Source organism: Umezawaea sp. Da 62-37, assembly GCF_032460545.1.
Classification (GTDB): Bacteria; Actinomycetota; Actinomycetes; order Mycobacteriales; family Pseudonocardiaceae; genus Umezawaea.
Genome location: NZ_CP135965.1, coordinates 1557377 through 1579014, shown reverse-complemented (window position 1 = coordinate 1579014; position 21638 = coordinate 1557377). Strand labels below are relative to the sequence as shown.

The 21638-nt window shown below is 73.8% G+C and carries 21 protein-coding genes; 19 read left to right on the top strand and 2 right to left on the bottom strand.

Annotation, left to right across the window (positions count from 1 at the left end; translation table 11 throughout):
• The first annotated feature begins 319 nt into the window (after positions 1-319).
• From RM788_RS06655 to RM788_RS06620, 8 genes are all read left to right on the top strand, one after another.
• The gene (locus RM788_RS06655; RefSeq protein ID WP_315930634.1) at positions 320-724 is read left to right on the top strand and encodes an SSI family serine proteinase inhibitor; all 405 of its coding nucleotides are present in this window, start codon (positions 320-322) and stop codon (positions 722-724) included.
• Positions 725-835: 111 nt separating this feature from the next.
• Positions 836-1522: a hypothetical protein gene (locus RM788_RS06650; protein WP_315930633.1), complete on the top strand. Its 687-nt coding sequence runs from the start codon at positions 836-838 to the stop codon at positions 1520-1522.
• A gap of 109 nt (positions 1523-1631) precedes the next feature.
• A complete protein-coding gene (locus RM788_RS06645) occupies positions 1632-2015 on the top strand; it encodes a hypothetical protein (protein ID WP_315930631.1) in 384 nt (127 codons plus the stop codon).
• 13 nt (positions 2016-2028) lie between these two features.
• Positions 2029-3237 carry a C40 family peptidase gene (locus RM788_RS06640; protein WP_315930629.1) on the top strand — a complete coding sequence of 403 codons (1209 nt, stop codon included), beginning with the start codon at positions 2029-2031 and terminating at the stop codon, positions 3235-3237.
• A 19-nt stretch (positions 3238-3256) separates the two neighbouring features.
• A complete protein-coding gene (locus RM788_RS06635; RefSeq protein WP_315930628.1) occupies positions 3257-3760 on the top strand; it encodes a hypothetical protein in 504 nt (167 codons plus the stop codon).
• A 216-nt stretch (positions 3761-3976) separates the two neighbouring features.
• Positions 3977-6571: a choice-of-anchor D domain-containing protein gene (locus RM788_RS06630; protein ID WP_315930627.1), complete on the top strand. Its 2595-nt coding sequence runs from the start codon at positions 3977-3979 to the stop codon at positions 6569-6571.
• Between the two features lie 394 nt (positions 6572-6965).
• Positions 6966-7145 carry a hypothetical protein gene (locus RM788_RS06625; protein WP_315930626.1) on the top strand — a complete coding sequence of 60 codons (180 nt, stop codon included), beginning with the start codon at positions 6966-6968 and terminating at the stop codon, positions 7143-7145.
• Positions 7146-7173: 28 nt separating this feature from the next.
• Positions 7174-7509: a DMT family transporter gene (locus tag RM788_RS06620; protein ID WP_315930625.1), complete on the top strand. Its 336-nt coding sequence runs from the start codon at positions 7174-7176 to the stop codon at positions 7507-7509.
• Positions 7510-7520: 11 nt separating this feature from the next.
• Here the strand turns inward: RM788_RS06620 and RM788_RS06615 are convergent, their stop codons facing one another.
• The gene (locus RM788_RS06615; protein ID WP_315930624.1) at positions 7521-8591 is read right to left on the bottom strand and encodes an LCP family protein; all 1071 of its coding nucleotides are present in this window, start codon (positions 8589-8591) and stop codon (positions 7521-7523) included.
• A 363-nt stretch (positions 8592-8954) separates the two neighbouring features.
• Between RM788_RS06615 and RM788_RS06610 the strand changes: the two genes are divergently transcribed.
• The 10 genes from RM788_RS06610 to RM788_RS06565 are packed head-to-tail and all read left to right on the top strand — an operon-like array spanning position 8955 to position 19040.
• Positions 8955-10292 (top strand): hypothetical protein, encoded by a 1338-nt coding sequence (locus tag RM788_RS06610; RefSeq protein ID WP_315930623.1) that lies wholly within the window; start codon positions 8955-8957, stop codon positions 10290-10292.
• Entirely contained in the window at positions 10256-10567 is a 312-nt protein-coding gene (locus tag RM788_RS06605; RefSeq protein ID WP_315930621.1) for a PucR family transcriptional regulator, read from the top strand. The genes RM788_RS06610 and RM788_RS06605 overlap by 37 nt, the downstream gene beginning before the upstream one ends.
• A 1-nt stretch (position 10568) precedes the next feature.
• On the top strand, positions 10569-11276 hold the full coding sequence (locus RM788_RS06600) for an aspartate/glutamate racemase family protein (protein ID WP_315930620.1): 708 nt from the start codon (positions 10569-10571) through the stop codon (positions 11274-11276).
• Positions 11273-12868: a hydantoinase/oxoprolinase N-terminal domain-containing protein gene (locus RM788_RS06595; RefSeq protein ID WP_315930619.1), complete on the top strand. Its 1596-nt coding sequence runs from the start codon at positions 11273-11275 to the stop codon at positions 12866-12868. Before RM788_RS06600 ends, RM788_RS06595 begins: the two co-directional genes overlap by 4 nt.
• Positions 12852-14030, top strand: a complete 1179-nt coding sequence (locus tag RM788_RS06590; protein ID WP_315930617.1) for a DUF917 domain-containing protein — start codon at positions 12852-12854, stop codon at positions 14028-14030. The genes RM788_RS06595 and RM788_RS06590 overlap by 17 nt, the downstream gene beginning before the upstream one ends.
• Entirely contained in the window at positions 14027-15610 is a 1584-nt protein-coding gene (locus RM788_RS06585) for an ABC transporter substrate-binding protein (protein ID WP_315930615.1), read from the top strand. The genes RM788_RS06590 and RM788_RS06585 overlap by 4 nt, the downstream gene beginning before the upstream one ends.
• 13 nt (positions 15611-15623) lie before the next feature.
• Positions 15624-16556 carry an ABC transporter permease gene (locus RM788_RS06580; RefSeq protein WP_315930614.1) on the top strand — a complete coding sequence of 311 codons (933 nt, stop codon included), beginning with the start codon at positions 15624-15626 and terminating at the stop codon, positions 16554-16556.
• Positions 16553-17350 carry an ABC transporter permease gene (locus RM788_RS06575; protein ID WP_315930613.1) on the top strand — a complete coding sequence of 266 codons (798 nt, stop codon included), beginning with the start codon at positions 16553-16555 and terminating at the stop codon, positions 17348-17350. Before RM788_RS06580 ends, RM788_RS06575 begins: the two co-directional genes overlap by 4 nt.
• Positions 17347-18285, top strand: a complete 939-nt coding sequence (locus RM788_RS06570) for an ABC transporter ATP-binding protein (protein WP_315930612.1) — start codon at positions 17347-17349, stop codon at positions 18283-18285. The genes RM788_RS06575 and RM788_RS06570 overlap by 4 nt, the downstream gene beginning before the upstream one ends.
• A complete protein-coding gene (locus RM788_RS06565; RefSeq protein WP_315930611.1) occupies positions 18282-19040 on the top strand; it encodes an ABC transporter ATP-binding protein in 759 nt (252 codons plus the stop codon). Before RM788_RS06570 ends, RM788_RS06565 begins: the two co-directional genes overlap by 4 nt.
• A 109-nt stretch (positions 19041-19149) precedes the next feature.
• Here the strand turns inward: RM788_RS06565 and RM788_RS06560 are convergent, their stop codons facing one another.
• Entirely contained in the window at positions 19150-19770 is a 621-nt protein-coding gene (locus RM788_RS06560) for a helix-turn-helix transcriptional regulator (RefSeq protein WP_315930610.1), read from the bottom strand.
• Between the two features lie 276 nt (positions 19771-20046).
• On the opposite strand from RM788_RS06560, the gene dacB reads away from it, so the two are divergent.
• A complete protein-coding gene (gene dacB / locus RM788_RS06555) occupies positions 20047-21636 on the top strand; it encodes a D-alanyl-D-alanine carboxypeptidase/D-alanyl-D-alanine endopeptidase (RefSeq protein WP_315930609.1) in 1590 nt (529 codons plus the stop codon).
• Positions 21637-21638 lie beyond the last annotated feature (2 nt).

The window sequence follows — 21638 nt, the reverse complement described above, 5'->3', positions numbered from 1 at the left end:
CGCCCGGCGTCGCCACTTCGTCGAGCCGTGCACAGTTCTACCGACCCCCGTCGATCTTGGACACCGGGCGCGTGCCTGGACCCGGTTCCCGTTCGGCCGAAGCCCGCGCTCGCGGAACACCGCCACCGCTGTCCTCCTGAATCGCCGTGACTACGTCAAATCCTTGCGCGGCAACACTTCTGCTCGCTCGACCAGGCAGCTGCCCAGTGACGAGCCGCACCGCGTCCGAGCACGTCGGCCCGCAGGGTCGGGTGGCACGATCGGTCGGTGGCCGCATCCGGCCGCGAAAACCCCACCAGGTCTCAGGAGGACCCCCGTCATGAAGACACGCGTTCTGGCGCTGACCGCGCTGACGGTGCTGCTGTCCGGTTTCGGTGGCGTCGCGCAAGCCGCGCCCGCGCGGGCGTCGAACCACGACGGCACGTCGCTGGTGCTGTCGGTGGAGGGGGTCGAGGCGGAGCAGGGCATCCCGCTGAAGGTCACCTGGTTGGACTGCACCGGCCGGTCGGGACACCCCCGCACCGCCGACGCGTGCGCCGACCTCGCCACCGCGGGCGGTGACCTCGCGGCCCTGCACGTCGGGGACCGCGCGTGCACGATGATCTACGAGCCCGTCCGGACGCGCATGTTCGGCGTGTGGCGCGGGCAGTGGGTGTCCCAGACGCGCACCTTCCCGAACGCCTGCGTCCTGGCCGGTCGCGCCGGGGCGCTGTTCGACTTCTGACCTGGATCCGAGGTGCCCCAACGGTTGCCCGCGTGACGGAGCGCTGCCGATCCGTCACGCGGCACACTGCCGGGACCGCCATGTCGCGGTGGATCGTCGAGGGGAGCGCACATGCTGGTCGGAAGCGGTTTCGACGACGTGGACCTGCGGCGGATCGACACGGCCGACACCAGGGCCCGCAGCTGGTCGGGTCCGGGGCTCGGCCGCGCGGTGCTCCCGCCCGGCGCGGACGACGAGGCGGTGGCGCTGGTCGAGCGCCACTGCGTGTTCTCGCACGCCGGGTTGCTGCTCTTCCCCTCGTCGGTGTCCGCGGCCCTGAATGAGTTGCGGCGCAAGGGTATGGAGGCAGCCGCGCCCGAACGCGGCCGGTTCGTGCGGCGCAGGCTCGCCGACCGCTACCGCCTCGCGGAGAGCGATCTCGACGTCGTGCGGGTGCGGACGCGCGACCTCGGCCTGCACCTCCTGCCGCGCACCTGCCGGACCCTGACCGAGGGCGCCGTGGTCATGGAGCGCTCACGCGCCTTCGAGAGCCATCTCGCCGTGCGCCTGCGCACGTGCGACGTGGTCGTCGTCGAAGGGCTGCTGCACCTGTTCGCCCACGAGGGGCTGTGGTTCGAAGGCGGCGCGTGCGCCGACGGCCGCACCGAGATGTACTTCGCCGCCCCCGGCGGGGAGGGTGGGCTCCCGCACCGCGTCGAGCTGGTGTGCGCCGGTGAGCACAGGTCGTTGCTGCGCAGGCACGGGGTCGACGTCGAACTCGTCAGCACGGCCTACCGCGGCGTCGTCGCTGGGAGGTGACCGCTGCCCTCCGCACTGCACCATGGCGCAGCCCACGGCGTTGGGACGGCAGCAGGATCGGAGCTGCGCGGGAGCCCGATCCCGCGGTTGTCCCGGCCCCGGAGGCGTCATGACCAGTTCCAGCGGCGAGTCGTCCTACGACGACTCCTCCTACAGCGACTTCGACTACGACGAGCGGCAGGACGTCCGCCTCTGGCCGGTGTACTTCCGGTCCGACGGCGCCGACCCCGTGCCGACGGGCCTCACCCTCGCCGAGGTGGTCGAGGCGATCGAGGCGGAGGACGCCATCACGGCGTCGCTGCTGATGCAGCAGGCCGAGGCGTTGGGCCAGGGCGACGTCTCCGCCGCGGGGGTCGACTACCGGTACCTGCTCGTCGAACTCGCCGAGGAAGCGGTGGTGCTCGCCTGCCTCCTCGACGACGCGCGGCTGGCGCAGGAGGGCGATCGCCCCGGAGCGCTCCACGCCGTGCTCGTCCTGCTGGGCCGTGGCTAGCGGTCGCGCCGACATGGGACCTCGTGCGCTCCGCGGGAGCCGTCGGACGTCCGCGCTGCCGTGGCTGGGCGCGGTCCACCTGGTGGGCGGTGCGCTGAACGTCCTCTTGGGACTGTCCTGGGCGGCGCGCTGGAACCTGTTGTGCGGCCTGGCCCAGGTGGTCCTCGCCGCCGTGATCCTCGTGGCGGTCCTGCGGGACCGCCGCCCGTCCGCACCGCGGGACCACGTCAGGAGCGATGCAGTGCGCCCCCGCCTCCACCGCGGTCCGGACCGCCGTGCGGTGGGCGGCCTGATCACCTGCCTGGTGGTGGCCTCCCTCGCGTGCGCGCCCACGCCCGTGGCGTCGGCGGACCCGCCGGTGTCGGTCGCCGGGCTGCTGTTGCAGTACTACGACCTGAGCAGGCAGGCCGAATCCCTGAACGAGCAGCTCCTGGCCGCCGAGGCGGTCCACACCGCCCAGCAGGCGGACGCCTCCGCGAAGTCCGGCGCCGTGTCGACCGCCTCGGCCGAGTTCGACGGGGAACGCGCGCGGTACGCGTGGTCCCTGGCCGATTCCACCCGGACGCTCGTGGTCGGGCTCCTGCCCGAGGCCGACACCGCCCAGCCGACAGGCGGGGGGCCGGCCGAGGAACTCGCGTCGTCGCACTCCGGGTTCGCCGACGCGTGGTCGGCGCTCCTGCTCGCCAGGCAGCAGGCCACCGCGGCCACGGGAGCGGCCGCGACGTCCGGCGCGGACCTCCAGCGGCGGCGCGACGACCTCGCGGGCCGGATCACCGCGGTGCGCGCGGCGCTGGACCGGCTCACCCCCGATCAGCGCGACCTCCTGCACGGAGGGAGCACCGCGCGGCCGGAGGTCGCGATCCCGAACGGGAAAGCGGGCGCCGCGCTCGAGTTCGCCCTGGCACAACTGGGCAAACCGTACGAGTGGGGCGCGGAGGGACCGGACTCCTACGACTGCTCTGGACTCGTCCAGACCGCCTATGCGACAGTGGGCGTGCCGTTGCCGAGGGTGGCGGTGGACCAGTCACGAGTGGGAACGGCGGTCTCGCGGAGCCAGGTGGCCGCGGGGGACCTCATCTTCTTCTACTCGCCGGTCGCCCACGTCGCGATGGCCATCGACAACCAGCGCGCCGTGCAGGCCGCGACCTTCGGCGAGCCGGTGAAGATCAGCGCCATCGACCGGATCGGTCCCATCACGGCCATGCGCCGCATGACCGGATGAGCGAGAGCAGGCGAGCGGGATGTCCGAGTTGTTCGTGCTTGGCCTTGGCGGGCACTCCGGATCGCGCACGTTCGTGCCCTTCGCCACCACCGTGGTCTTCCACCCCGTCCGCGGGCCGGTCACCGCTCCGTCCCTTCGCGACGGACGGGTGTTCCCGTTCGGCGAGGGGGACGAGCCGGACAACGACATCCCGAACTACGTGCTGACGGCGCCGGTGGCCCACGTGGCGGAGGTCGAGCAGTTCGCCCGCACCACCCCGGCCGGGTCGACCTTCGTCATCGGGTCCGGGGACCGGCCCCCGCGCGGGGCGGTCCCGCTCGTCCCCGTCCTGGACGGGCTGCCCCTGTGCACGGTGCCCGCCGAGTGCTTCGAGACGTGGCCGCTGCACGGTCCGGCGTGCGGGGGGCTGTTCAACCTGCTGCCGCCCGGCACCGCTGTGCTCCACCTCGTGTGCGGCGTCGTGGGGCGGTTGTTCGAGGCGCCCGAGGACGCCATCGGCGACCAGGAGTCCGGCGGCTGGTAACCGGCTGTGCCCTCGGCGCGAGGCTGCGCTCCGCAGCGCGGTGGTCCGTCCACCACCGCGGTCCCGGCGCGGACTCCGGCTCGGAGGACTTCATCGTCGGGTCGAGGTGGCGGTGCCCGCGTGCCCGTGCGGGCAGGCCGATCGTGCAGAGCCGGACGCGAAAGGCTGCCCGTGCCCCGGCTGCCCGGCCGGTCGGGTGAGCGGACGGTTGGTCGGGTGTCGTCCCGATCCCGCCGCCGCGCCGCGGCGCACCTCGCGCTGGTGTCCGTCCTCGTCCTCGCCGTGCTGCCCGGCAGCGGGGTGGCGCAGGGGGCGGTGGCCCCCGGCGGGACCACGCGCGTGTCCCAGGACCAGAACGGCGGCCAGTGGACCGGTGCCAGCACCGAACCCGCGGTGACCCCGGACGGCAGGTACGCCGTCTTCCTCACGACGCAGAACGCCGATCCGCTCGACAATTCGCCGACCTCCCAGACCGACGCCTACGCGGTGGACCGCCGCACCGGGAAGACCTCGCTCGTCGGGATCGCGAACGCCAGTCCCGTCGGGACCGTCGACCCCGGCAACGGGCAGTCGGTGTTCGGGGCGAGCACCACCAGGGTCTCCGTCAGCGATGACGGCCGCTACGTCGCCGTGCTCACGAACGCGGTCGGCGTGGACGCGCAGCAGTCGCCTCCCGCCGGCGTCGACGTGTACCTGTGCGACCGGGACACCGACAACGACGGCGTCTACGACGAGTTCGACGCCGCGCTCAACCGGCGGGAGACCTACTGCACCTACGTCGGGGACCCGAACGCCCTGTCCGCCCCGTCGGACCCGACGGCCACGCGCGCCACCGAGCCGAAGGTCTCCGGTGACGGCAGCGTCGTGGTGTGGGTCGCGCCCGGCAAGGGCGGGTCCATGCGGGCGGTGGGGCTCACCCGCGACCAGACCGGCCGCGTCCAACCCCCCGCCGCCGCGGACTTCGCCGACTACGCGGGATCGCTCGGGTTCACGCACTGGCCCACGACCTCCCGCGACGGCGACTACGTCGTCGTGTCCGCCGACTACACCGAGGACAGCCCGCCCGGTGCCGTGTTCGGCTACACGCCCGCCACCGGCCAACTGGAGAGGGTGGACGTGGGGCCGGACGGCCAGTGGCTCAAGGGGACGCTGGTCGACCGGCGCGTCGCCGTGTCGGCCGACGGGATGACGATCGCCTTCGACTGGCGGGACACCGGGACCGACACCCAGGTCTACGTGGTGGACCTGGACCCCGACGACGACGGCGTGCGGTGGACGCAGAACAACGGTGAGCCGTTCCGGTCCACACTGGTCTCCAGGAAGACCGACGGCACCCCCGGCACCGGCGGGAGCCCGTCGCTGTCCGCCGATGGGCGCTACGTCGCGTTCCTCACGGCGGCGGCGGGCATGCACGACGGGGCTGACCTCGGGGACGCGCCCCCGTGCGGGTACCCCGGTCTGTCCGACGACTCGCTGACGACCTGCCAGGTCGTCGTGCGGGACGTGGTCGTGGACGTCCAGCGCGAGGCCGACGGCCTCGGCAGGCTGCCCGCGGCGCTGGCCTCCGTGCAGGCGGTCTGCGGGGGGCCGCCGCAGTGCGGGACCCTGCTGCCGAACTACCTGCCCGCGCTGACCGGCACGGGGGCGGAGGTGCTGTTCCAGTCCTCCGAGTCCACGCTGGCCGGTTCCGACACCAACGGCGTGGCCGACGTCTACTCGCGCCGCTTCACGCCGTCCGCGGGCGTGGCGGGCGGCGCGCTGCCCGACACGGTGGTCGGAGCCGCCTCCAGCGTCGTCGCCACCGTGTCCCACACCGGGTTCGGCCCGCTGCCGCTGGGCCAGCCCGTGGTGACCGGGCCGGACGCCGGGGACTTCGCGCTGGAGCAGAACCAGACGTGCGCGGGGACGACGTTGTACGAGACCGGGCAGTGCCTGGTCACGGTGCGGTTCACGCCCACCGCGAGCGGGAACCGCACGGCGACCCTGTCGCTGAGGGACCCCGGCGGCGCCGAGATCGCCACCTACGGCCTGAACGCCGTCGGTGTCGCTCCCGACCAGCCGACCCCCACTCCCACCCCCACCGGGGAACCCGATCAGCCGAACCCCGATCAGCCCCAGCCGGAAGAACCCCAGCCCGACGAGCCGCAACCCGACCAGCCGGAGGACCCGGCCGCGGCGGGCGTGCTGGCCGTGGACGACGCCCAGGCGGCCTTCGGGGAGAGCCCGGTCGGCGCCACCAGCCCTCCGCGGACGCTGGTGTTCACCAACCGCGGCGGGCAGCCGCTCGACCTCACCGGGGCCTCGCTGCTGCCCACCCTGCCGGGTGGCACGGCCTACCCCGGCGACTACGCCGTCACCTCCGACGGCTGCGCGGCCCGCGTGCTGGAGGCGGGGGAGTCCTGCGCGGTCTCGGTGACCCACACACCCGCGGGCGCGGGGCGTCGCGACGCGCTGCTCCGGGTGACCACGGCGGACGGCCAGGCACCGGCCCTGCTGCTCACCGGGGCGGGTGTCGCCGTGTCGCTCGCGGTGTCGCCCGCCGTGACCCGGCCCGGCCGCGTCGTGCTGGTCACCGCCACCGGCCTGCCCGCGAACACCGCCGTGTCGGTCGTGCTGGCCCCCGATGGGCTCACCGTGCCCGCGAGGACCGACGCGGCCGGGCGCTTCACCGCCTCCTACCCGGTCGGCAGGGAGGCGGAGACCGGCGTGTTCCCGGTGCAGGTGCGCTCGACGACGGGACAGGTGCTGGCGAGCACGTCGTTGCTGGTCGCCACGACGACCGCGAAGCCCCCGGACTTCGCCGGCCGCTGAGCATCCGGATTTCGCCGGTCGCTGAGCCGCCGGACTGTGCTGGCCGCTGGGCCCCCGGACTTCGCCGGACGAGAAGCCCCGGACTTCGCCCGACGCTGGGCCCTTGGACGTCGCCGACCGCGAAGCCCCTCGGATGTCACCGGTCGCCGAGCCCGGATTTCGCGGGACGAGAAGGCCCCGGACGTCGCCGGGTGCTGGGCTTTGGACCTCGCCGGTCGCGAAGCCACCCGACTTCGCCGGGTGCTGGGCATCCGGCGACCGGGCACCCGTACCTGAACACCGGTACCTGAACACCCGTGCCCGATCACCCGTGCCCGATCGGGTAGCCCGTCCGGGCGGCGCGGGTGCACCGCCGGACGTTGTCCCCGCCGTCAGGGCGGGACACTGTGGTGGCATGGACATCCCACTGCTGCTGGGGCTCGCCGCCGCGGCGTCCGCCCCGACGTTCCTGGTCATCCGCGCGCTGCGCCGAGCGGGCACGCGGTTCGACGAGATCATGCTGGAGGAACTGGGTCCAGACACCGGGCGCCCCGCCGCGGTCCTGTCGGTTCCGCGCGACCGGTCCGCGGCGTGAGCACCCCGATTCCCCGCGGTGCCCCGGCGTGCTGAAGTGGACGCTGCTCGGCGTCGCGATCCTGTTCGAGGTGTTCGCGACCATGTGCATGAAGTTCTCCGACGGCTTCACCCGGCTGCTGCCCGCCCTCGGCGTGGTGGTCGGCTACGGCATCTCGTTCTACCTCGACGCCCAGGTCGTCAGGATGGGCCTGTCGATCCCGGTCGTCTACGCCGTGTGGTCCGGCGGCGGCATCGCGCTCGTCGCGCTGGTCAACCGGTGGCTGACCGGCGAGGGCCTGGCCTGGCCCACGGTCGTCGGGCTCGTGGTGATCTCGTTCGGGGTCGCGCTGGTCTCGTTCACCACATCCGCCGAGATCGCCTGAGGCGCGGGCGGTCAGCCGACCGGCAGGTCCTGCGCGAGCGCGTGGTAGAGCGCGTCACCCGCCTCCGCGTCGAGCAGCACCCGACCCCCGCCGTGCATCTCGTCGTGCTCCGGGTCGTAGTCGGGAGTCGCGATGGGGGCGGTGGTGAGGACCAGCCGGGCGGACCCCGTGCTGACGGCCCGCGCGAGCCCCACCAGTTCGGTGAGCCGGGTGCCGGTGTCCAGCGTCGTGTGCTCGGCGACGGCCTTCACCAGGTCCACGACGACCACGGGGTCGAGCAGCTTGTCGGCCGTGGCGGCCGAGTGCGCCACCGCCGCGACGAACCGCTGCTGGCGCTCCACCCGCCCGAGGTCGGACCCGTCGCCCAGGTTGTGCCGGGCGCGCACGTAGGCGAGCGCCCGTTCGCCGTCGAGGTGGTTCACCCCGGCGGTCATCTCCAGTCCGCTGTCCGGATCGGACACCGCCCGCCCGTCGGGCGCGGCGACGTCGACCCCGCCCAGCGCGTCCACCACGGCGCTGAACCCGGCGAAGTCGAACTCGACGTAGTGGTCGACCCGCAGGCCGGTCAGCCGCTGCACGGTGTCGACCGCGCACGCGGCGCCACCGGTGGCGTAGGCGGAGTTCAGCATCCCCCGGTACGGCTCGGACACCGTCCCGTCGCCGCGCGGGCACGCGGGAACGTCCACCCAGGAGTCCCTCGGCAGGCTGACGAAGGTCACCCGCGACCCGTCCTCCGCGATGTGGGCCAGCATCGTGGTGTCGGACCGCGCCCCCTCGACGTCGCCGTACGCCCCGTTCGGCCCCTGCCGCGAGTCCGACCCGATCACCAGGTAGTTCTCCCCGCCGACGGTGTCGCGGGCGACCGAGGGCGGCACCGGTCGGAGCACGCCGTCCGCGCGCGTCACCGACGCCGAGGTGCTCCACACCAGGTAGGCGGCGCACGCGCTGCCGAGCAGCAGCACGACGACGACCGCCACCGCCGCGGACAGGACCAGCCCGCGGGTGCGCGAACGCCGCCCGCGGGTGAGGCGGTGGCGGGAGCGACGCGGTCGAACCGCGTTCGGACGAGGCGCGAACGTCATGGCGCGGCCTTCCTCTGGCAGGTGGGTGGGAATCACCGCCAAGGCTGCGCGAACGGCCGGCGCGGCCGGGCGGGAAACCGTCCACATGCGCGGCGGGCGAACGGCGTCCGATCGGCTTGCACGATCGGGCAGACCGATCGGGTAGTCCTCGGATGAACCTCGATCGTTGTCACTCGCGGTGACGCGGCAGGCGGGGTAACTTGGCCGAACACATGATCTTGGGGGCCGAACGGCTCAACCGGCAGGACCGATCGGGCTTGCGCCAGACCGGTCGGTCTGTGCAACATCGGTGGTCGTGGACGTGGTCGTCGCTCCTGGGCGGATGCGCCGATCCGCAGGTGGAACGGGTGAGGTGGTGAACGTATGAGCACCGCGATGATCGAGCCTGCCGACGACGAGGGCGACATCGACAGCCCGATGGCCCCGATCGGACATCTCGTCACCATCCGTGACCTCATCGCCACGCCCCAGTTCCGGGACGTCGTCGTCTTCGCGGGCCAGTCGTGTTCGGACAACGTCGTCGAGGAGGTCGTCTGGTGGAACGAGCACGGGGTCGGCGCCTGCGACGGCGCGCTCGTGATCCTCGAATCGCGCGAGCCGGTGCCCGCCTACCGCCTGGAGGCCGGGCTGCACGCGGCCAAGTCGGGCGGCGCGGCCGCGGTGCTCCTGCTCGGCTCGGCGGGCCGCCCCGTCGTGTCGACCACGCGCCTCGCCGACCGGCTCGGGCTCCCGCTGCTGAGCGTCGACCACCCCGACCCCCGATCGTTCTCGCACTCGCTCGCGGTGGCCATCCGTTCACCGGAGGTGGGCCGCGCCCGGCAGCTCAGGTCGCTCGTCCGCGCCCTGCGCGCGCGGCACCGCACCGGCGAGTCGGTGCTCCGCACGTTCGCCCAGGTGACAGGCCTGCGCGCCACCGTGGTCGCCGGTGACGGATCGCTGCTCATCGGCGAGCCCGTGGACATCCCGCGCGCGGCGCGGCTGGACCACCAGGTGCCCCAGCAGATCCCGGTCGAGCAGGGCGTCCTGGTGCTGCACCCCGTGCAGACCAAGGCGCTGCGCGGCGGGGAGGTGTGGCTGGTCGCGGTGGTCCCGGCGGCCACCAGGCCGTGGATCGACTCGACCTCCGACCTGCTCACGATCCTCGAACCCACCATCGCGGCGTGGCTGGTCGACGAACGGCTCGGCGCCGAGCGCAACTCGCGGTTCCGCTCACGGCTGCTGACGGAGCTGATCAGCGGTGGCGACGACACCAGCCAGAAGATCGCCCAGCAGGCCGTGGCGGCGGGCTGGCAGTTGCTGGGCTGGCACACCGGGTTCTTCGTGGGGATGTCGGACTCCGGGCTCGGCGGCGCCCGGCGCGACGTCGTGCTGATGCAGACCGAACGCGTGCGCCGCGTCCTGCACTCGGCGAAGCTCACCAACGAGGTGGTCGAACTCCAGGACGGGTGGCCTCCTGGGTCACCGCGCAGTCGGAACGCAGCGCGCTCGACAAGGTCGAACTGCTGGACCTGGTCGACCGCGCGCTCGGCCAGCTGCCGCGCTCCTGGCGCGCGCATGCGGGCGTCGGCAGGCCGCACGGGGGCATCTCGGGGCTGGCGGCCACGCTGGGGGAGGCGCGGGACGCCGCGAACCTCGGGCGCACCCAGCCCGCCGGGCAACGGGTGGTGCACATCGACGACCTGGGCGCGGCCCGCATCATGACCGCCGTGCGCCAGTCGTCCGACGCGGTCGCGTACGCGAACTCGCTGCTGTCCCCGCTGCGGCACGTGAACGGCGGCCTGCTCCTCGACACCCTGCGGGTCTACCTCGACAACCGCTCCTCCCTCGGTCTCACCGCGGACGCGCTCAACCTGCACCGCAACACGGTGTCGGGTCGCCTCGCGCGGATCCGCCAGCTCCTGGACGTCGACCTGGACGACCCCGAGGAGCGCCTGGCCCTGTCCCTCGCATGCCGCATCGCCGAAGCGGAGGCCTGACGTGCGCGTTCGCGTCGTACTACCGGTCACAGCGCCGGAACTGCTCGACCGCGTCCGCGCGGAACTCGCCGCGGGGGCCGTAGCGGGCGTGGAGACCGACGTCGTCGCCATCGGCGCGGGACCTGCCTCGATCGAATGCGAGTACGACGAGGCGCTCGCGCTGCCCGGCGTGCTCCAGGAGGTGGAGCGGGCGGCCGCCGAGGGTGTGGACGGGGTGTTCGTCACCTGCTTCGGCGACCCGGCGGTGCCCGCGGCGCGGGAACTGGTCGGGATCCCCGTGGTCGGCGGGTTCGAACCCGCCGTCCTGGCGGCGATGAGCGTCTCGGACCGGTTCGGCGTGGTGTGCGTCCTGCCGGACGTGATGCCCATGATCCGCGCGCTGGTCCGGCGCCACGGGCTCGCGGACCGCTTCGCCGGCATCCGCTCGGTCGACATCCCGGTGCTCGACCTGGAGGGCGAGGACGAACTGGCCCGCGCCCTGCTCGACCAGGCCACCGCGCTCGTCGAGCGCGACGGGGCCGAGTCGATCGTGCTCGGGTGCACGGGCATGCTGGGTGTCGCCGCGGCGCTCGGCGACGCGCTCCTGGCCAAGGGCCTGCCGGTCCCCGTCGTCGACCCCACCCGCACGGCGCTGGCCTGGCTGCGGATGCAGCACGACCTCGGGCTCGGCTCCAGCGGTGTCACCTACGTCCGGCGGGCACGTCGGTGAGGATCGGCATCGACGTCGGCGGCAGCCACACCGACGCCGTGCTGGTCGACGGCGACCGGCTGCTCGGGACGGCGAAGCGCCCGACCAGCGCGGACATCCGCACCGGGATCGTCGAGGCGCTGTCCGCGCTGGTGATCGGGACCGGTCTGCGGGGCGACCGGGTCGACGCCGTCGTCATGGGGACGACGCAGTTCCTCAACGCGGCCGTCACCGCGAGCGAGCTCGCGCCGACCGCGATCGTCCGCTTCACGATCCCCGCGCCGCACACGCTGATGCCGCTGGTCTTCTGGCCGGAGCGGCTGGTGCGGGCCATCGGCGGGACCAGCTACCTCTGCGGTGGCGGCCACGAGTTCGACGGCCGCGACATCATGCCGTTCGACCGGGCGGCGTTCCGCCGGATCATGGAGGACATCGCCGCGCGGGACATCCGCGCGGTCGCGCTGTCCTCGGTGTTCTCCCCGGTCAACGCCGACGTCGAGGTCGAGGCGGCCGAGATGCTCGCCGACCGCCTGCCGGACGTGGTGGTGAGCCGCTCGTCCGAGATCGGCCAGCTCGGCCTGCTGGGGCGCGAGAACGCGACCACCCTCAACGCCGCGCTGCGCCCGCTGGCGGACCGGGTGCTGGAGGGCCTCGTGCACGTCGTGCGGATCTTCGGCATCAGGGCGCCGGTCTACCTGAGCCAGAACGACGGCACCCTGATGGACGTGGAGCGGGCCAGGCTGTACCCGATCTTCACGTTCTCGTCGGGACCGGTGAACTCGATCCTCGGCGGTGGCAGCCTGTCCGGACTGGACCGGTGCGTGGTCGTCGACGTCGGCGGGTCCACGACGGACATCGGCGTGCTGCACGACGGGTTCCCGCGCCTCGCGGTCGACGAGGTCAGCACCGCGGGGCTGATCACCAACTTCCGCATGCCCGACATCCTGTCCATCCCCGTGGGCGGCGGCAGCGTCGTCCGGCTCGGCCCGCCCGTCGGCGCGGGACCGGACACCGTGGCGAGCGGGCTGCTCCGGAAGGCGCGCGTCTTCGGCGGCGACACCCTGACGGTCACCGACGTGGCGGCGGCGGCGGGTCTGCTCGACATCGGCGACCCCGCCCGCGTCGCCGACCTGCCCGACCGGGACGTCCGCGACGTGCTCGACCACGTGCGGGCGCGGATCGCGGCCGAGGCGCGCGTCATGTGCGCGTCGACGGCCGACGTGCCGATCGTCGCCGTGGGCGGTGCCGCGTTCCTGGTGCCGGACGACCTCGTGCCCGGCCGCGAGGTCGTGCGCCCGGACCACGGGCACGCGGCCAACGCCGTCGGCGCCGCGATGGCGCTGGTCGGCAGCCACGTGGACCGGATCGCACCCGTCCCCACGGGCGGCGCGGCCGACCAGGTCGACCGGGCGTGCCAGGAGGCCGCTGACCGCGTGGTCGCGGCGGGCGCCGATCCCGGCACCGTCCGCATCGTCGAACAGGACGCCCAGCCGGTTCCCTACCTGCCCGGCAACGCCGTGCGGATCCGCGTCCGCGCGGTCGGCAAGCTCGACGGGGCGCTCCGCCAGGAGCAGCCCGACGCGGAGTGGGGGCCTCGTGCCGTCGCCCGGTGACCCGGCGCTGCGCAACGCGGCCGACCCCGTGCACGCCATCGACCGGGAGGCGCTCGACCACCTCGCCCTCGGTGCGACGCTGATCGGCTCGGGAGGGGGCGGCCGGGTGGAGATCCTCGCCGCCCTGGCCGCGCTGGCGCTGACCGGACGGCCGCCGATCCCCGTCGTGCCCGCCGAACGCCTGCCCGCCGACACCTGGGTGGCCCACGTCGCCTTCATGGGCGCGCCGCTGACGATGAGCGAGAAGCTGCCCACCGGGGTGGAGATCGCCGCGGTGGCCGCCGCGCTGGCGCAGCGCGCCGGGGTGGAGCTGGGGGCGATCGGCTGCCTCCAGGTCGGCGGGCAGAACGCGGTGGCCGCCGTGCTGGCTGCGCTGCACCTGGGCCTGCCGCTCGTCGACGGCGACGCGATGGGCCGCGCCTTCCCGAACCTGGAGCAGACCACCCTCGCCGCCTTCGGGTGGTCGGTCAACCCGTTGGCGCTGATGTGCCCGATGGGCGACCTGGTGTTCGTCGAGACCGACAACACCGCGAGCGCCAGCCGGATCGCGGGCAGCGTCGTGGTCCAGATGGGCGGCTGGGCCGCGCTCGGCGTGCACCTCGTGCAAGCGGACCGGCTGGCGGTGGAGGGGCTGCCCGGCACGATCAGCGAGGCCGTGCGGAAGGGCGGCGCCTTCGCCCGGTTCCGCGACCGGGCCACCGAGCGCACCCCGCGGGACCTCGCCGACGCGCTCGACGCCGACCTGCTCTTCCACGGGTCCGTCATCGAGATCGCGCGGGCCCGCACCCCGGACGAGCCCGCCGTCCTGGTGCTCGGGGAGGACCGGGAGCCCTTCCGCGTGGCGCGGGTGGACATGCTCCAGGAGTACCTGGTGGTCGCGGTCGACGGGAACGTCGTCGCCACCGTGCCCGACGTCCTCTTCCTCGTCTCCTCCTCCGGCGTCGCCCTGGACATCGACCGGCTCCGGCTGGGTCAGCAGGTGTCGGTGCTGCGCTTCCCCTGCCACCCCCACTGGCTCAGGGCCGAGGCCCTGCCGCTCGTGGTGCCCGCCGCGTTCGGCATCCGGGTGGACCCGGTGCTCAGCTGGGACGGCTCGGCCTACCTCGACCCCGAGTCGGCGGAACACCGGTCCACCGACGGCAGGAGGCCACCCGACTCATGACGAGCGCCGACACGCCCGCGGTCCTGCTGAGCCGGGCGCGCTTCCTCCGGCTGGCCGGGCTGGCCGGGCTGGCCGGGCTGGCGGGGATCGCCGCGTGCTCCCGCGAGACCGCCCCGGTCACCTCCGGGACCACGCCGGTGCGCGGCGGGCAGCTGGTGTTCGCGCGCAACCAGGACGTCGTGACGCTCGACCCGGTGCGCGCCGGGGACAACGGGTCGATCTTCATCCTCTACAACGTCGTCGACACCCTCGTGACGATCGGCGCCGACTCGTCCGATGTCGAGCCCGCCCTCGCTCGGGAGTGGGCGGTGTCCCCGGACGGGCGGATCTACACCTTCCGGCTGCGCGACGGCGTCCGGTTCTCCGACGGCAGCGCGCTGTCCGAACAGGACGTCGTGTTCTCGCTCGACCGCGCACGGGCGCCCGACACCGCCTACGGCTTCCTCTTCGACTCCGTCACGGCGGTGCGCGCCCCCGGCACGGGTGTGGTGGAGGTCGAACTGGCCCAACCGCACCCGCCGCTGCTGGAGAACCTGACGATCTTCGCGGCGGGCGTCGTGTCGCGGGCCGCCGTGACCGCGAACCCCGACGCCGTCGGGAGCGGTCCGGTCGCGACCGGACCGTTCCGGGTGGAGTCCTCCCGTCGAGGCGACCGCACCGTGCTGGTGCGCAACGAGCACTACTGGAAGGCCGACCGGCCCCACCTGGACCGGGTCGAGTTCCCGATCGTCGACAGCGACGACGCGCGGGTGCTCGCCCTGCGGTCGGGCGACGTCCACGTGGTCGAGGCCGTCCCGCTGACCCAGGTCGACCGGCTCGACGGCGCCGACGGCGTCGACGTGGCGGTGGAACCGGTGTACGGGCTGTCCACGATCTACCTCGAGCACGGGGACCCCCTGATCGCCGACCGGAGGGTCCGCCGGGCGCTGAACCTCGCCGTCGACCGCGAAGCGGTGTTGAGCGCCGCCTACTTCGGGATCGGCGAGATCGCCAACAGCACGGTGCCCAAGCAGCGCGACTGGGCCGCCGACGTGCCGCGCTACCCCTACGACCCCCGGCAGGCCGCGGAGCTGGTCGCGCAGGCCGGGGCCGAGGGGCGTCAGGTCCCGCTGCTGGTCTCGGGTGGCGACTCCGTCGCCGTCGCCACCGCGCAGATCGTCGAGCAGGGCTGGCGCGCCGCGGGCCTGGACCCGCGGATCGAGAAGGTCGACTTCACCACCCTCGTCGACCGCTACGCCAAGCAGGACTTCACGGCGCTGCTCGGGTTCGAGACCGCCGACGTCACCTCGCCCTGGGAGATGCCCCTGCTGCACTACACGGTCGACAGCCCCAACAACGGCATGCACACGTCCTACGTGAACGGCGGGCTCGCCGAACTCGTGCGCCGCGGCAGCGCCGCGACCGATCCGGCCGAGCAGGCGCAGCTGCTGCGGGACGCGCAGCGGCTTGCGCTGGACGAGGCGCCGGTGGTGCCTCTGGTGTTCCTGTCGGCGGCCACCGGCAGGCGGAGCGCGGTCGGCGGGCTCCGCACCACGGGCACCGGGTGGTGGAGGCTGGAGGACGTGTGGCTTTCGACGTGACCGGGGACGGGGCGTGAGCGTGCTCTCCTACGCCCTGCGCCGACTCCTCGTGTCCGTGCCGGTGGTGCTGCTCGTCGTCACGGCGAGTTTCGTCCTGATGAGCGTCGTGCCCGGCGACCCCGTCCGCGCGGTCCTCGGCTCGACGGTGTCCGAGGAAGTCGTCGCGGCGCGGCGCGGCGAGCTGGGGCTGGAACGCCCGCTGCCCGAGCAGTTCCTGGCCTTCCTCACCGGGCTGTCGCGCGGTGACCTCGGCCTGTCCGCGGTCACCCGCCGTCCCGTCGGGGAGGTGCTCGTCGCGGCGGCCGGTCCCACCGCCGCGATCCTGGTGATGGGCGTGACGCTGGGCGTGGTCGGCGGTGTCCTCGCCGGCGTCGTGTCCGCGCGCTTCCGGGGCACGCCGCTGGACCACGTGGTGCGCGTCCTCGCCGTGTCCGGGACGGCGCTGCCGCCGTTCTGGATCGGGCTGTTGCTGGAGGTGGTCGCGGTCCGGACGGGGTGGTTCCCGGTCGGCGGCTACGGCACGGGCGACCGGGCGCTGGCCGGGCTGGTCCTGCCCGCCGTCGCGATGGGCCTGCTGTTCGGGTCGGTCCTGGCCCGGACGGTGCGCACGCAGGCGGTGGCCGCGTTGGCGCAGGAGCACGTGCTGGCGGCCGAGGCGCGGGGGGTGTCCGCACGCGGGGTGCTGGTCTCGCACGTCGTGCGCTCGCTGTGGCCCGCGGTGCTGGCGCTGGTGGGGGTCAGCCTGGGCGGGCTGGTGGGCGTCGCGGTGGTGCTGGAGAACGTGTTCGTGGTGCCGGGACTCGGTCAGACCCTGCTCGACGCCGTGCGGACCAGGGACCTCCCGGTGGTGCGCGGGGTGTGCCTGCTGCTCGCGGTCACCGTCGTGCTCGCCAACGTCGCGATCGACCTGGCCCGAGCCGCGCTCGATCCGCGGGTGCGCGGGTGACCGGGCGCCGGTGGCCGACGCGCGGTGCGCTGGTGCTCGTCGCGCTGGGCGTGTTCGCGGTCGTGGCCCCGCTGCTCGCGCCGTACTCGCCGACGGCCGTCGACACGACCGCCGCGTTCGCGCCGGTGTCGGTCGCGCACCCGCTGGGCACGGACAACCTCGGCCGCGACGTGCTGTCCCGTGTGCTGCACGCCGCCCGGACCGATGTGCTGCTGGCGCTGGTCGTCACGCTGGTCCCCCTGCTGGTCGGCACCGCGGTGGGTGTCGGAGCGGGCTGGTGGCGGGGATGGCGGGCGGCGGCGGTGCTGCGCGTGGTGGACGCCGTGGCGGCGTTCCCGTCCCTGGTGCTCGTGGTCGGGCTCCTCGCGGTCACCGGCCCCGGCCTGACCGGGCTGCTGATCGCGGTGCCCGCGGCCGGGTGGGCGCCCTACGCGCGCATCGCGGCGGCGGAGGCCTCGGTCGCCGCGCGTTCCGGTGTGGTCGAGGCGCAGCGCGGGTTCGCCCTGCCCGCCCGGCGGATCGTCCTGCGCTACGTCGCGCCGCACGCCGCGCGGCCGTGCATCGCCTACGGCACCGCGGACTTCGCCGGGAACCTGGTGCTGATCGCGTCCGTGTCCTACCTGGGGGTCGGCGTCCAGCCCCCGCTGCCCGAGTGGGGCGCGATGATCGCCGAGGCGCAGCCCTACCTCAGCCGCGGCTGGCTGCCCGCGGGGGCCGCCGCGGCGGCGATCGTGGCCGTCGCCCTGTGCGTCGGGGTGGCGGGGGACCGGGTCACGCGCGGGGCCGCCTCGTGAGCGCGCTGCGGGTCGACGGCCTCGCGGTCGCGTTGCCGGACGGGAGCCGCGCGCTGAGCGGGGTCTCCTTGTCGATCCCCGAGGGCGGTGCGCTGGGCGTGGTGGGGGAGTCCGGTGCGGGCAAGACCCTGCTGCTGCGGGCCGTGATGGGGCAGTTGCCCCCCGGTGTGCGCCTGGTGGAGGGCTCGGTGCACCTGGGGGGAACGCCGCTGGCGGGTCTGTCGGCCGCGGACTGGCGCCGGGTGCGCGGCGCCCGCCTGGCGCACCTGCCGCAGGCCGCGGCGCACGCGTTGAACCCGATGACGACCGTGCGGCGGCAGGTGGTGGAGACGATCCGCGCCCACCGCGCGGTGTCGCGCACGGACGCGCGGGCCGAGGCGGCGGCCCTGGTGGCGTCGGTCGGTCTGCCGCCCCGGGTGCTGGACGCGTACCCGCACCAGCTGTCCGGTGGGATGGCGCAGCGGGCCGCGCTGGCCACGACCATCGCGGCCGGACCGTCCGTGCTGCTGGCCGACGAGCCCACCGCGTCGCTCGACCCGGTGACGAGGACGGAGATCGCCGAGCTGCTCACGTCGTCGGGCCGCGAGCGCGGGATGGCGCTGCTGCTGGTGTCGCACGACCTCGGGTTCGTCGCCCGCGCCTGCGACCAGGTGGCGGTCCTGTACGCGGGCAAGGTGGTCGAGCACGGCCCCGTGCGCGAGGTGATCGGGAGCCCCCTGCACCCCTACACGGTCGGGATGGTGGCGGCGCTGCCCGATCCCGCGCGGCCGAGGGCCCGTCTGCGAGCCGTCGACGGGGTGATGCCGCCGCCCGAGGACCGTCCGGAGGGCTGCCCCTTCGCGACCCGCTGCCCGCTGGTGCGGCCGGTGTGCGCGGTGGAGCCGGAACTCGTGGGCACGGGCAGGCGGGTCGCCTGCCACGTGGTGGCGGGATGACGGCCGTGCTGTCGCTTGTGGACGCGACGGTCGTGCACGGCACCCGGATCGCGCTGCGCGGGCTCTCCGCGACGATCGGCGCGGGGGAGTCCCTGGGGTTGGTGGGGCGGTCGGGCAGCGGGAAGTCCACCGCGGCCGGATGTCTGGCCGGACTGCTGCGGCCGACCTCCGGTGAGGTGGTGTTCGAGGGCCGGGACGTGAGGCGGCTGACCGGGGCGCAGCGCCGGGTGTTCCACCGCGCGGTGCAGCTGGTCCCGCAGGACTGCCCGGCGGCGCTGGACCGGTGGACCACCGTGGCGGAGGCGCTGACCGAACCCGCCCTGGTGCACGGGCTCATCGCGAAGCGGGACCGCGACCGCCACGTGCGCGGGCTGCTGGACCTCGTGCGCCTGCCCGCCGCGGTCGCCGACCGCTATCCCGACGAGCTGTCCGGCGGGCAGGCGCAGCGCGTCGTGCTGGGCCGGGCGCTGGGGCTCCGGCCGCGGGTGCTGATCGCGGACGAGTCCGTGAGCGCGCTGGACGTCTCCACCCGCGCCCAGGTGGTCAACCTGATGACCGACCTGCGCGACGACCTCGGCCTGGCGCTGGTGTTCGTCGACCACGACCTGCCGCTGGTCTGCCACGTCGCGGACCGGCTGCTCGTGCTGCACGGGGGTGGCGAGATCGCCAGGGGGACGCGGGAGGAATTGCGCGCGTCACCCCATCCGGCCGTCGGCGAATTGTTCCGGGCCTCGGAATTGCCGCCGCTGTCCTGATCGGCGCGTGATCGCGCCGCCCCCTGCCGTGGTCGACGAAATCGGTTAAACAAAGAAGAGGCCCGATCGAATGGTGTGGACCTCTTCTTCCCCTATGCGGCGCACGTCGTCAGAGCCGGCCTTCCCGCATCGCGAAAGCGACCGCGTGCGAACGGTTGCGGAGGTGGAACCTGTTGGTGACGTCGTGCAGGATGTTCTTGATCGTGCGTTCCGAGTAGCTCAGGTAGTTCGCGATCTCCTTGGTGTCCATGCCGTCGGCCACCAGCCGGAGCACCGCGACCTCGCGGTTGAGCAGCCCGGAGGCGTTCGCGGTGACCCCCACGCCCTCGCGCTGCACCCTGGCCATGTGCGAGAGGAACCTCGCGAGCAGGTCCGGCGGCAGCTCCGGGTGTCCGGCCGCGGCCTTCTCCACCGCGTTGGTCAGCCGGGTCGACGTGGCCTGCGAGCGCCAGACCAGCACCGACACGCCCAGTTCGATCGCTTCCATCATCTCGGTGTCGTCGAGCGACTGCACGACCAGCACCGAGCGTCTGCACCCCTCGGCCCTCAGTTCGCGGAGCACTTTCAACAGGTCCTCGTCGAGCGCGTCGCCGATGACGATCGACACCCCGTCCTCCGGGAAGTCCTGGGATTCGAGGAGCTGGATCTCGGTCTGGAACCGCAGTGCCGCGATGACACCCATTTGGAGCATCTGGTCGGTACCGCGCACGACGACTGGAATTCGGGACATCGTCACTCCTCGTATTCGATCCGGTACTTCCCCTGCACTTCTTCGACTTCGTCTTCCGTGGCCGGGTGAGAGCACGACTCTAATTCGCCGTTCAACGAGAATGCTCCGTGTAAACACGACACATCGCCGGTGCGCCCTGTGCAAAGCGTGCACATGAAGGGTTGTCACATTTCCTCGAAGGGAAGCGCCGGCTGCCCCTGTGGCTGACCGGCGGCCCCCACCACGCCCACGGGGGCGTTCGTACGGTCGGTGGATCGCCATCCCGTGGAGGTCCGCATGTCGCCGTGGAGCCGTCGATCCGTCCTGATCACCGCGCTGGCCGCGGTGGTGGTCCTCGGGGTCGGTGCCGTCTTCGTCGTGCGGGCGGGCGCGGGCCGCCAGGGCGACGCCCTCGCGCTGCCCGACGCCGTCCGCCAGGTCATGGACGGACAGCGCTACCAGCACAGCCGGTGGGGGATGCTGGTGACCGACGCCAAGACCGGCGAGGTGCTGAGCAGCCTCGACCCCGACCAGCTCTTCATCCCCGGCTCCACCACGAAGCTGTTCTCGGTGACCGCGACCTGGGACGCCCTCGGTCCCGACCACCGGTTCACCACCCCCGTCTACAAGCGCGTCGAGGTGGCCGACGGCACGCTCGCGGGCGACCTCGTGCTCGTCGGCTCCGGCGACCTCGTGCTCGGCGGCCGGGCCGACGGGGACCGGATCGCGGTCAGCGCGTTCGACCACATGGAGGCGAACTCGTTCCCGACCCTGGCCCAGCTCACCCCGCAGGACCCGCTGGCCGGCCTGGACTCCCTCGCCCGCCAGGTGAAGGACTCCGGCGTGCTGCGGATCGGCGGACAGGTCGTCGTCGACGCCCGCCTGTTCCGGTCGGACAACCCGCTCTCCGGCATCCCGCTCTCGCCGGTCATGGTGAACGAGAACGTCGTGGACGTGTCCGTGTCGCCCGGCACGGCCGCGGGCGTCCCGGCGGCGGTGACCCTGCGCCCCGTCACCAGCGCCACGCGCCTCGAGGCGTCGGTGACGACGGGAGCGGAGGGCAGCGCGCCCGCGGTGACGTCGGTGATGGACGCCGACGGCACCATCAGGGTGACCGGCACCGTGCCCGCCCGCGGTTCCGGGGTGCTCAACACCGTCCAGGTCACCGATGCCGAGGGGTACGCGCGCACCGCGTTCGTCGACGCCCTGCGCCGCGCCGGTGTGGAGGTCGACGTCGAGGCGACCGGCCCGAACCCGGTGGACCTGCTGCCCGCCAAGGACGGCTACCGCGCCGAGGACCAGGTGGCCCAACTGCGTTCCGCGCCCTTCTCCGAGTACGCGAAGCTGATCCTCAAGATGAGCCACAACCTCGGCGCGGACACGGACATGTGCCTGCTCGCCGTCCACCGCGCGAGCACGGACTGCGAGGACGGCGTGGCCGCGGTCGGCGAATTCCTGCGGGCGCACGGCGTGGACGGCGCGGGCTTCTCCTTCGCCGACGGCAGGGGCGGCGCCGCGGGCGACCTCACCACCCCCACCGCCGCCACCGCCCTGCTGCGCTACTGGACGACCCGCCCGGACTACCAGCGGCTCAAGGACAGCCTGCCGATCCTGGGCGTCGACGGCACGATCGGCGGCGACGAGAAGGACTCACCCGCACGGGGCAGGGTGTTCGCCAAGACCGGCACGGTCGCGGGCGGCGACCTCGCCAACCAGCGGGTCACCGTGCAGGCGGAGACCCTGGTCGGGTTCGCGGACGCCGCCGACGGCAGGCAGCTCGCCTTCGCCGTCTACGTGGGCAACCTGGGCGTGCCGGACGTCGCGGACATCCTCGACGTCGCCGCCGACCTGTCGCACATCGCCGCGCTCGTCCAGCAGCGGCGCTGACG

What these genes read in the sequence shown, in the direction of transcription:
- RM788_RS06655 (WP_315930634.1), top strand. Translation starts at nt 320, where the DNA reads ATGAAGACACGCGTTCTGGCGCTGACCGCGCTGACGGTGCTGCTGTCC.
- RM788_RS06650 (WP_315930633.1), top strand. Translation starts at nt 836, where the DNA reads ATGCTGGTCGGAAGCGGTTTCGACGACGTGGACCTGCGGCGGATCGAC.
- RM788_RS06645 (WP_315930631.1), top strand. Translation starts at nt 1,632, where the DNA reads ATGACCAGTTCCAGCGGCGAGTCGTCCTACGACGACTCCTCCTACAGC.
- RM788_RS06640 (WP_315930629.1), top strand. Translation starts at nt 2,029, where the DNA reads ATGGGACCTCGTGCGCTCCGCGGGAGCCGTCGGACGTCCGCGCTGCCG.
- RM788_RS06635 (WP_315930628.1), top strand. Translation starts at nt 3,257, where the DNA reads ATGTCCGAGTTGTTCGTGCTTGGCCTTGGCGGGCACTCCGGATCGCGC.
- RM788_RS06625 (WP_315930626.1), top strand. Translation starts at nt 6,966, where the DNA reads ATGGACATCCCACTGCTGCTGGGGCTCGCCGCCGCGGCGTCCGCCCCG.
- RM788_RS06615 (WP_315930624.1), bottom strand. Translation starts at nt 8,591, where the DNA reads ATGACGTTCGCGCCTCGTCCGAACGCGGTTCGACCGCGTCGCTCCCGC.
- RM788_RS06610 (WP_315930623.1), top strand. Translation starts at nt 8,955, where the DNA reads ATGAGCACCGCGATGATCGAGCCTGCCGACGACGAGGGCGACATCGAC.
- RM788_RS06585 (WP_315930615.1), top strand. Translation starts at nt 14,027, where the DNA reads ATGACGAGCGCCGACACGCCCGCGGTCCTGCTGAGCCGGGCGCGCTTC.
- RM788_RS06565 (WP_315930611.1), top strand. Translation starts at nt 18,282, where the DNA reads ATGACGGCCGTGCTGTCGCTTGTGGACGCGACGGTCGTGCACGGCACC.
- RM788_RS06560 (WP_315930610.1), bottom strand. Translation starts at nt 19,770, where the DNA reads ATGTCCCGAATTCCAGTCGTCGTGCGCGGTACCGACCAGATGCTCCAA.
- dacB (WP_315930609.1), top strand. Translation starts at nt 20,047, where the DNA reads ATGTCGCCGTGGAGCCGTCGATCCGTCCTGATCACCGCGCTGGCCGCG.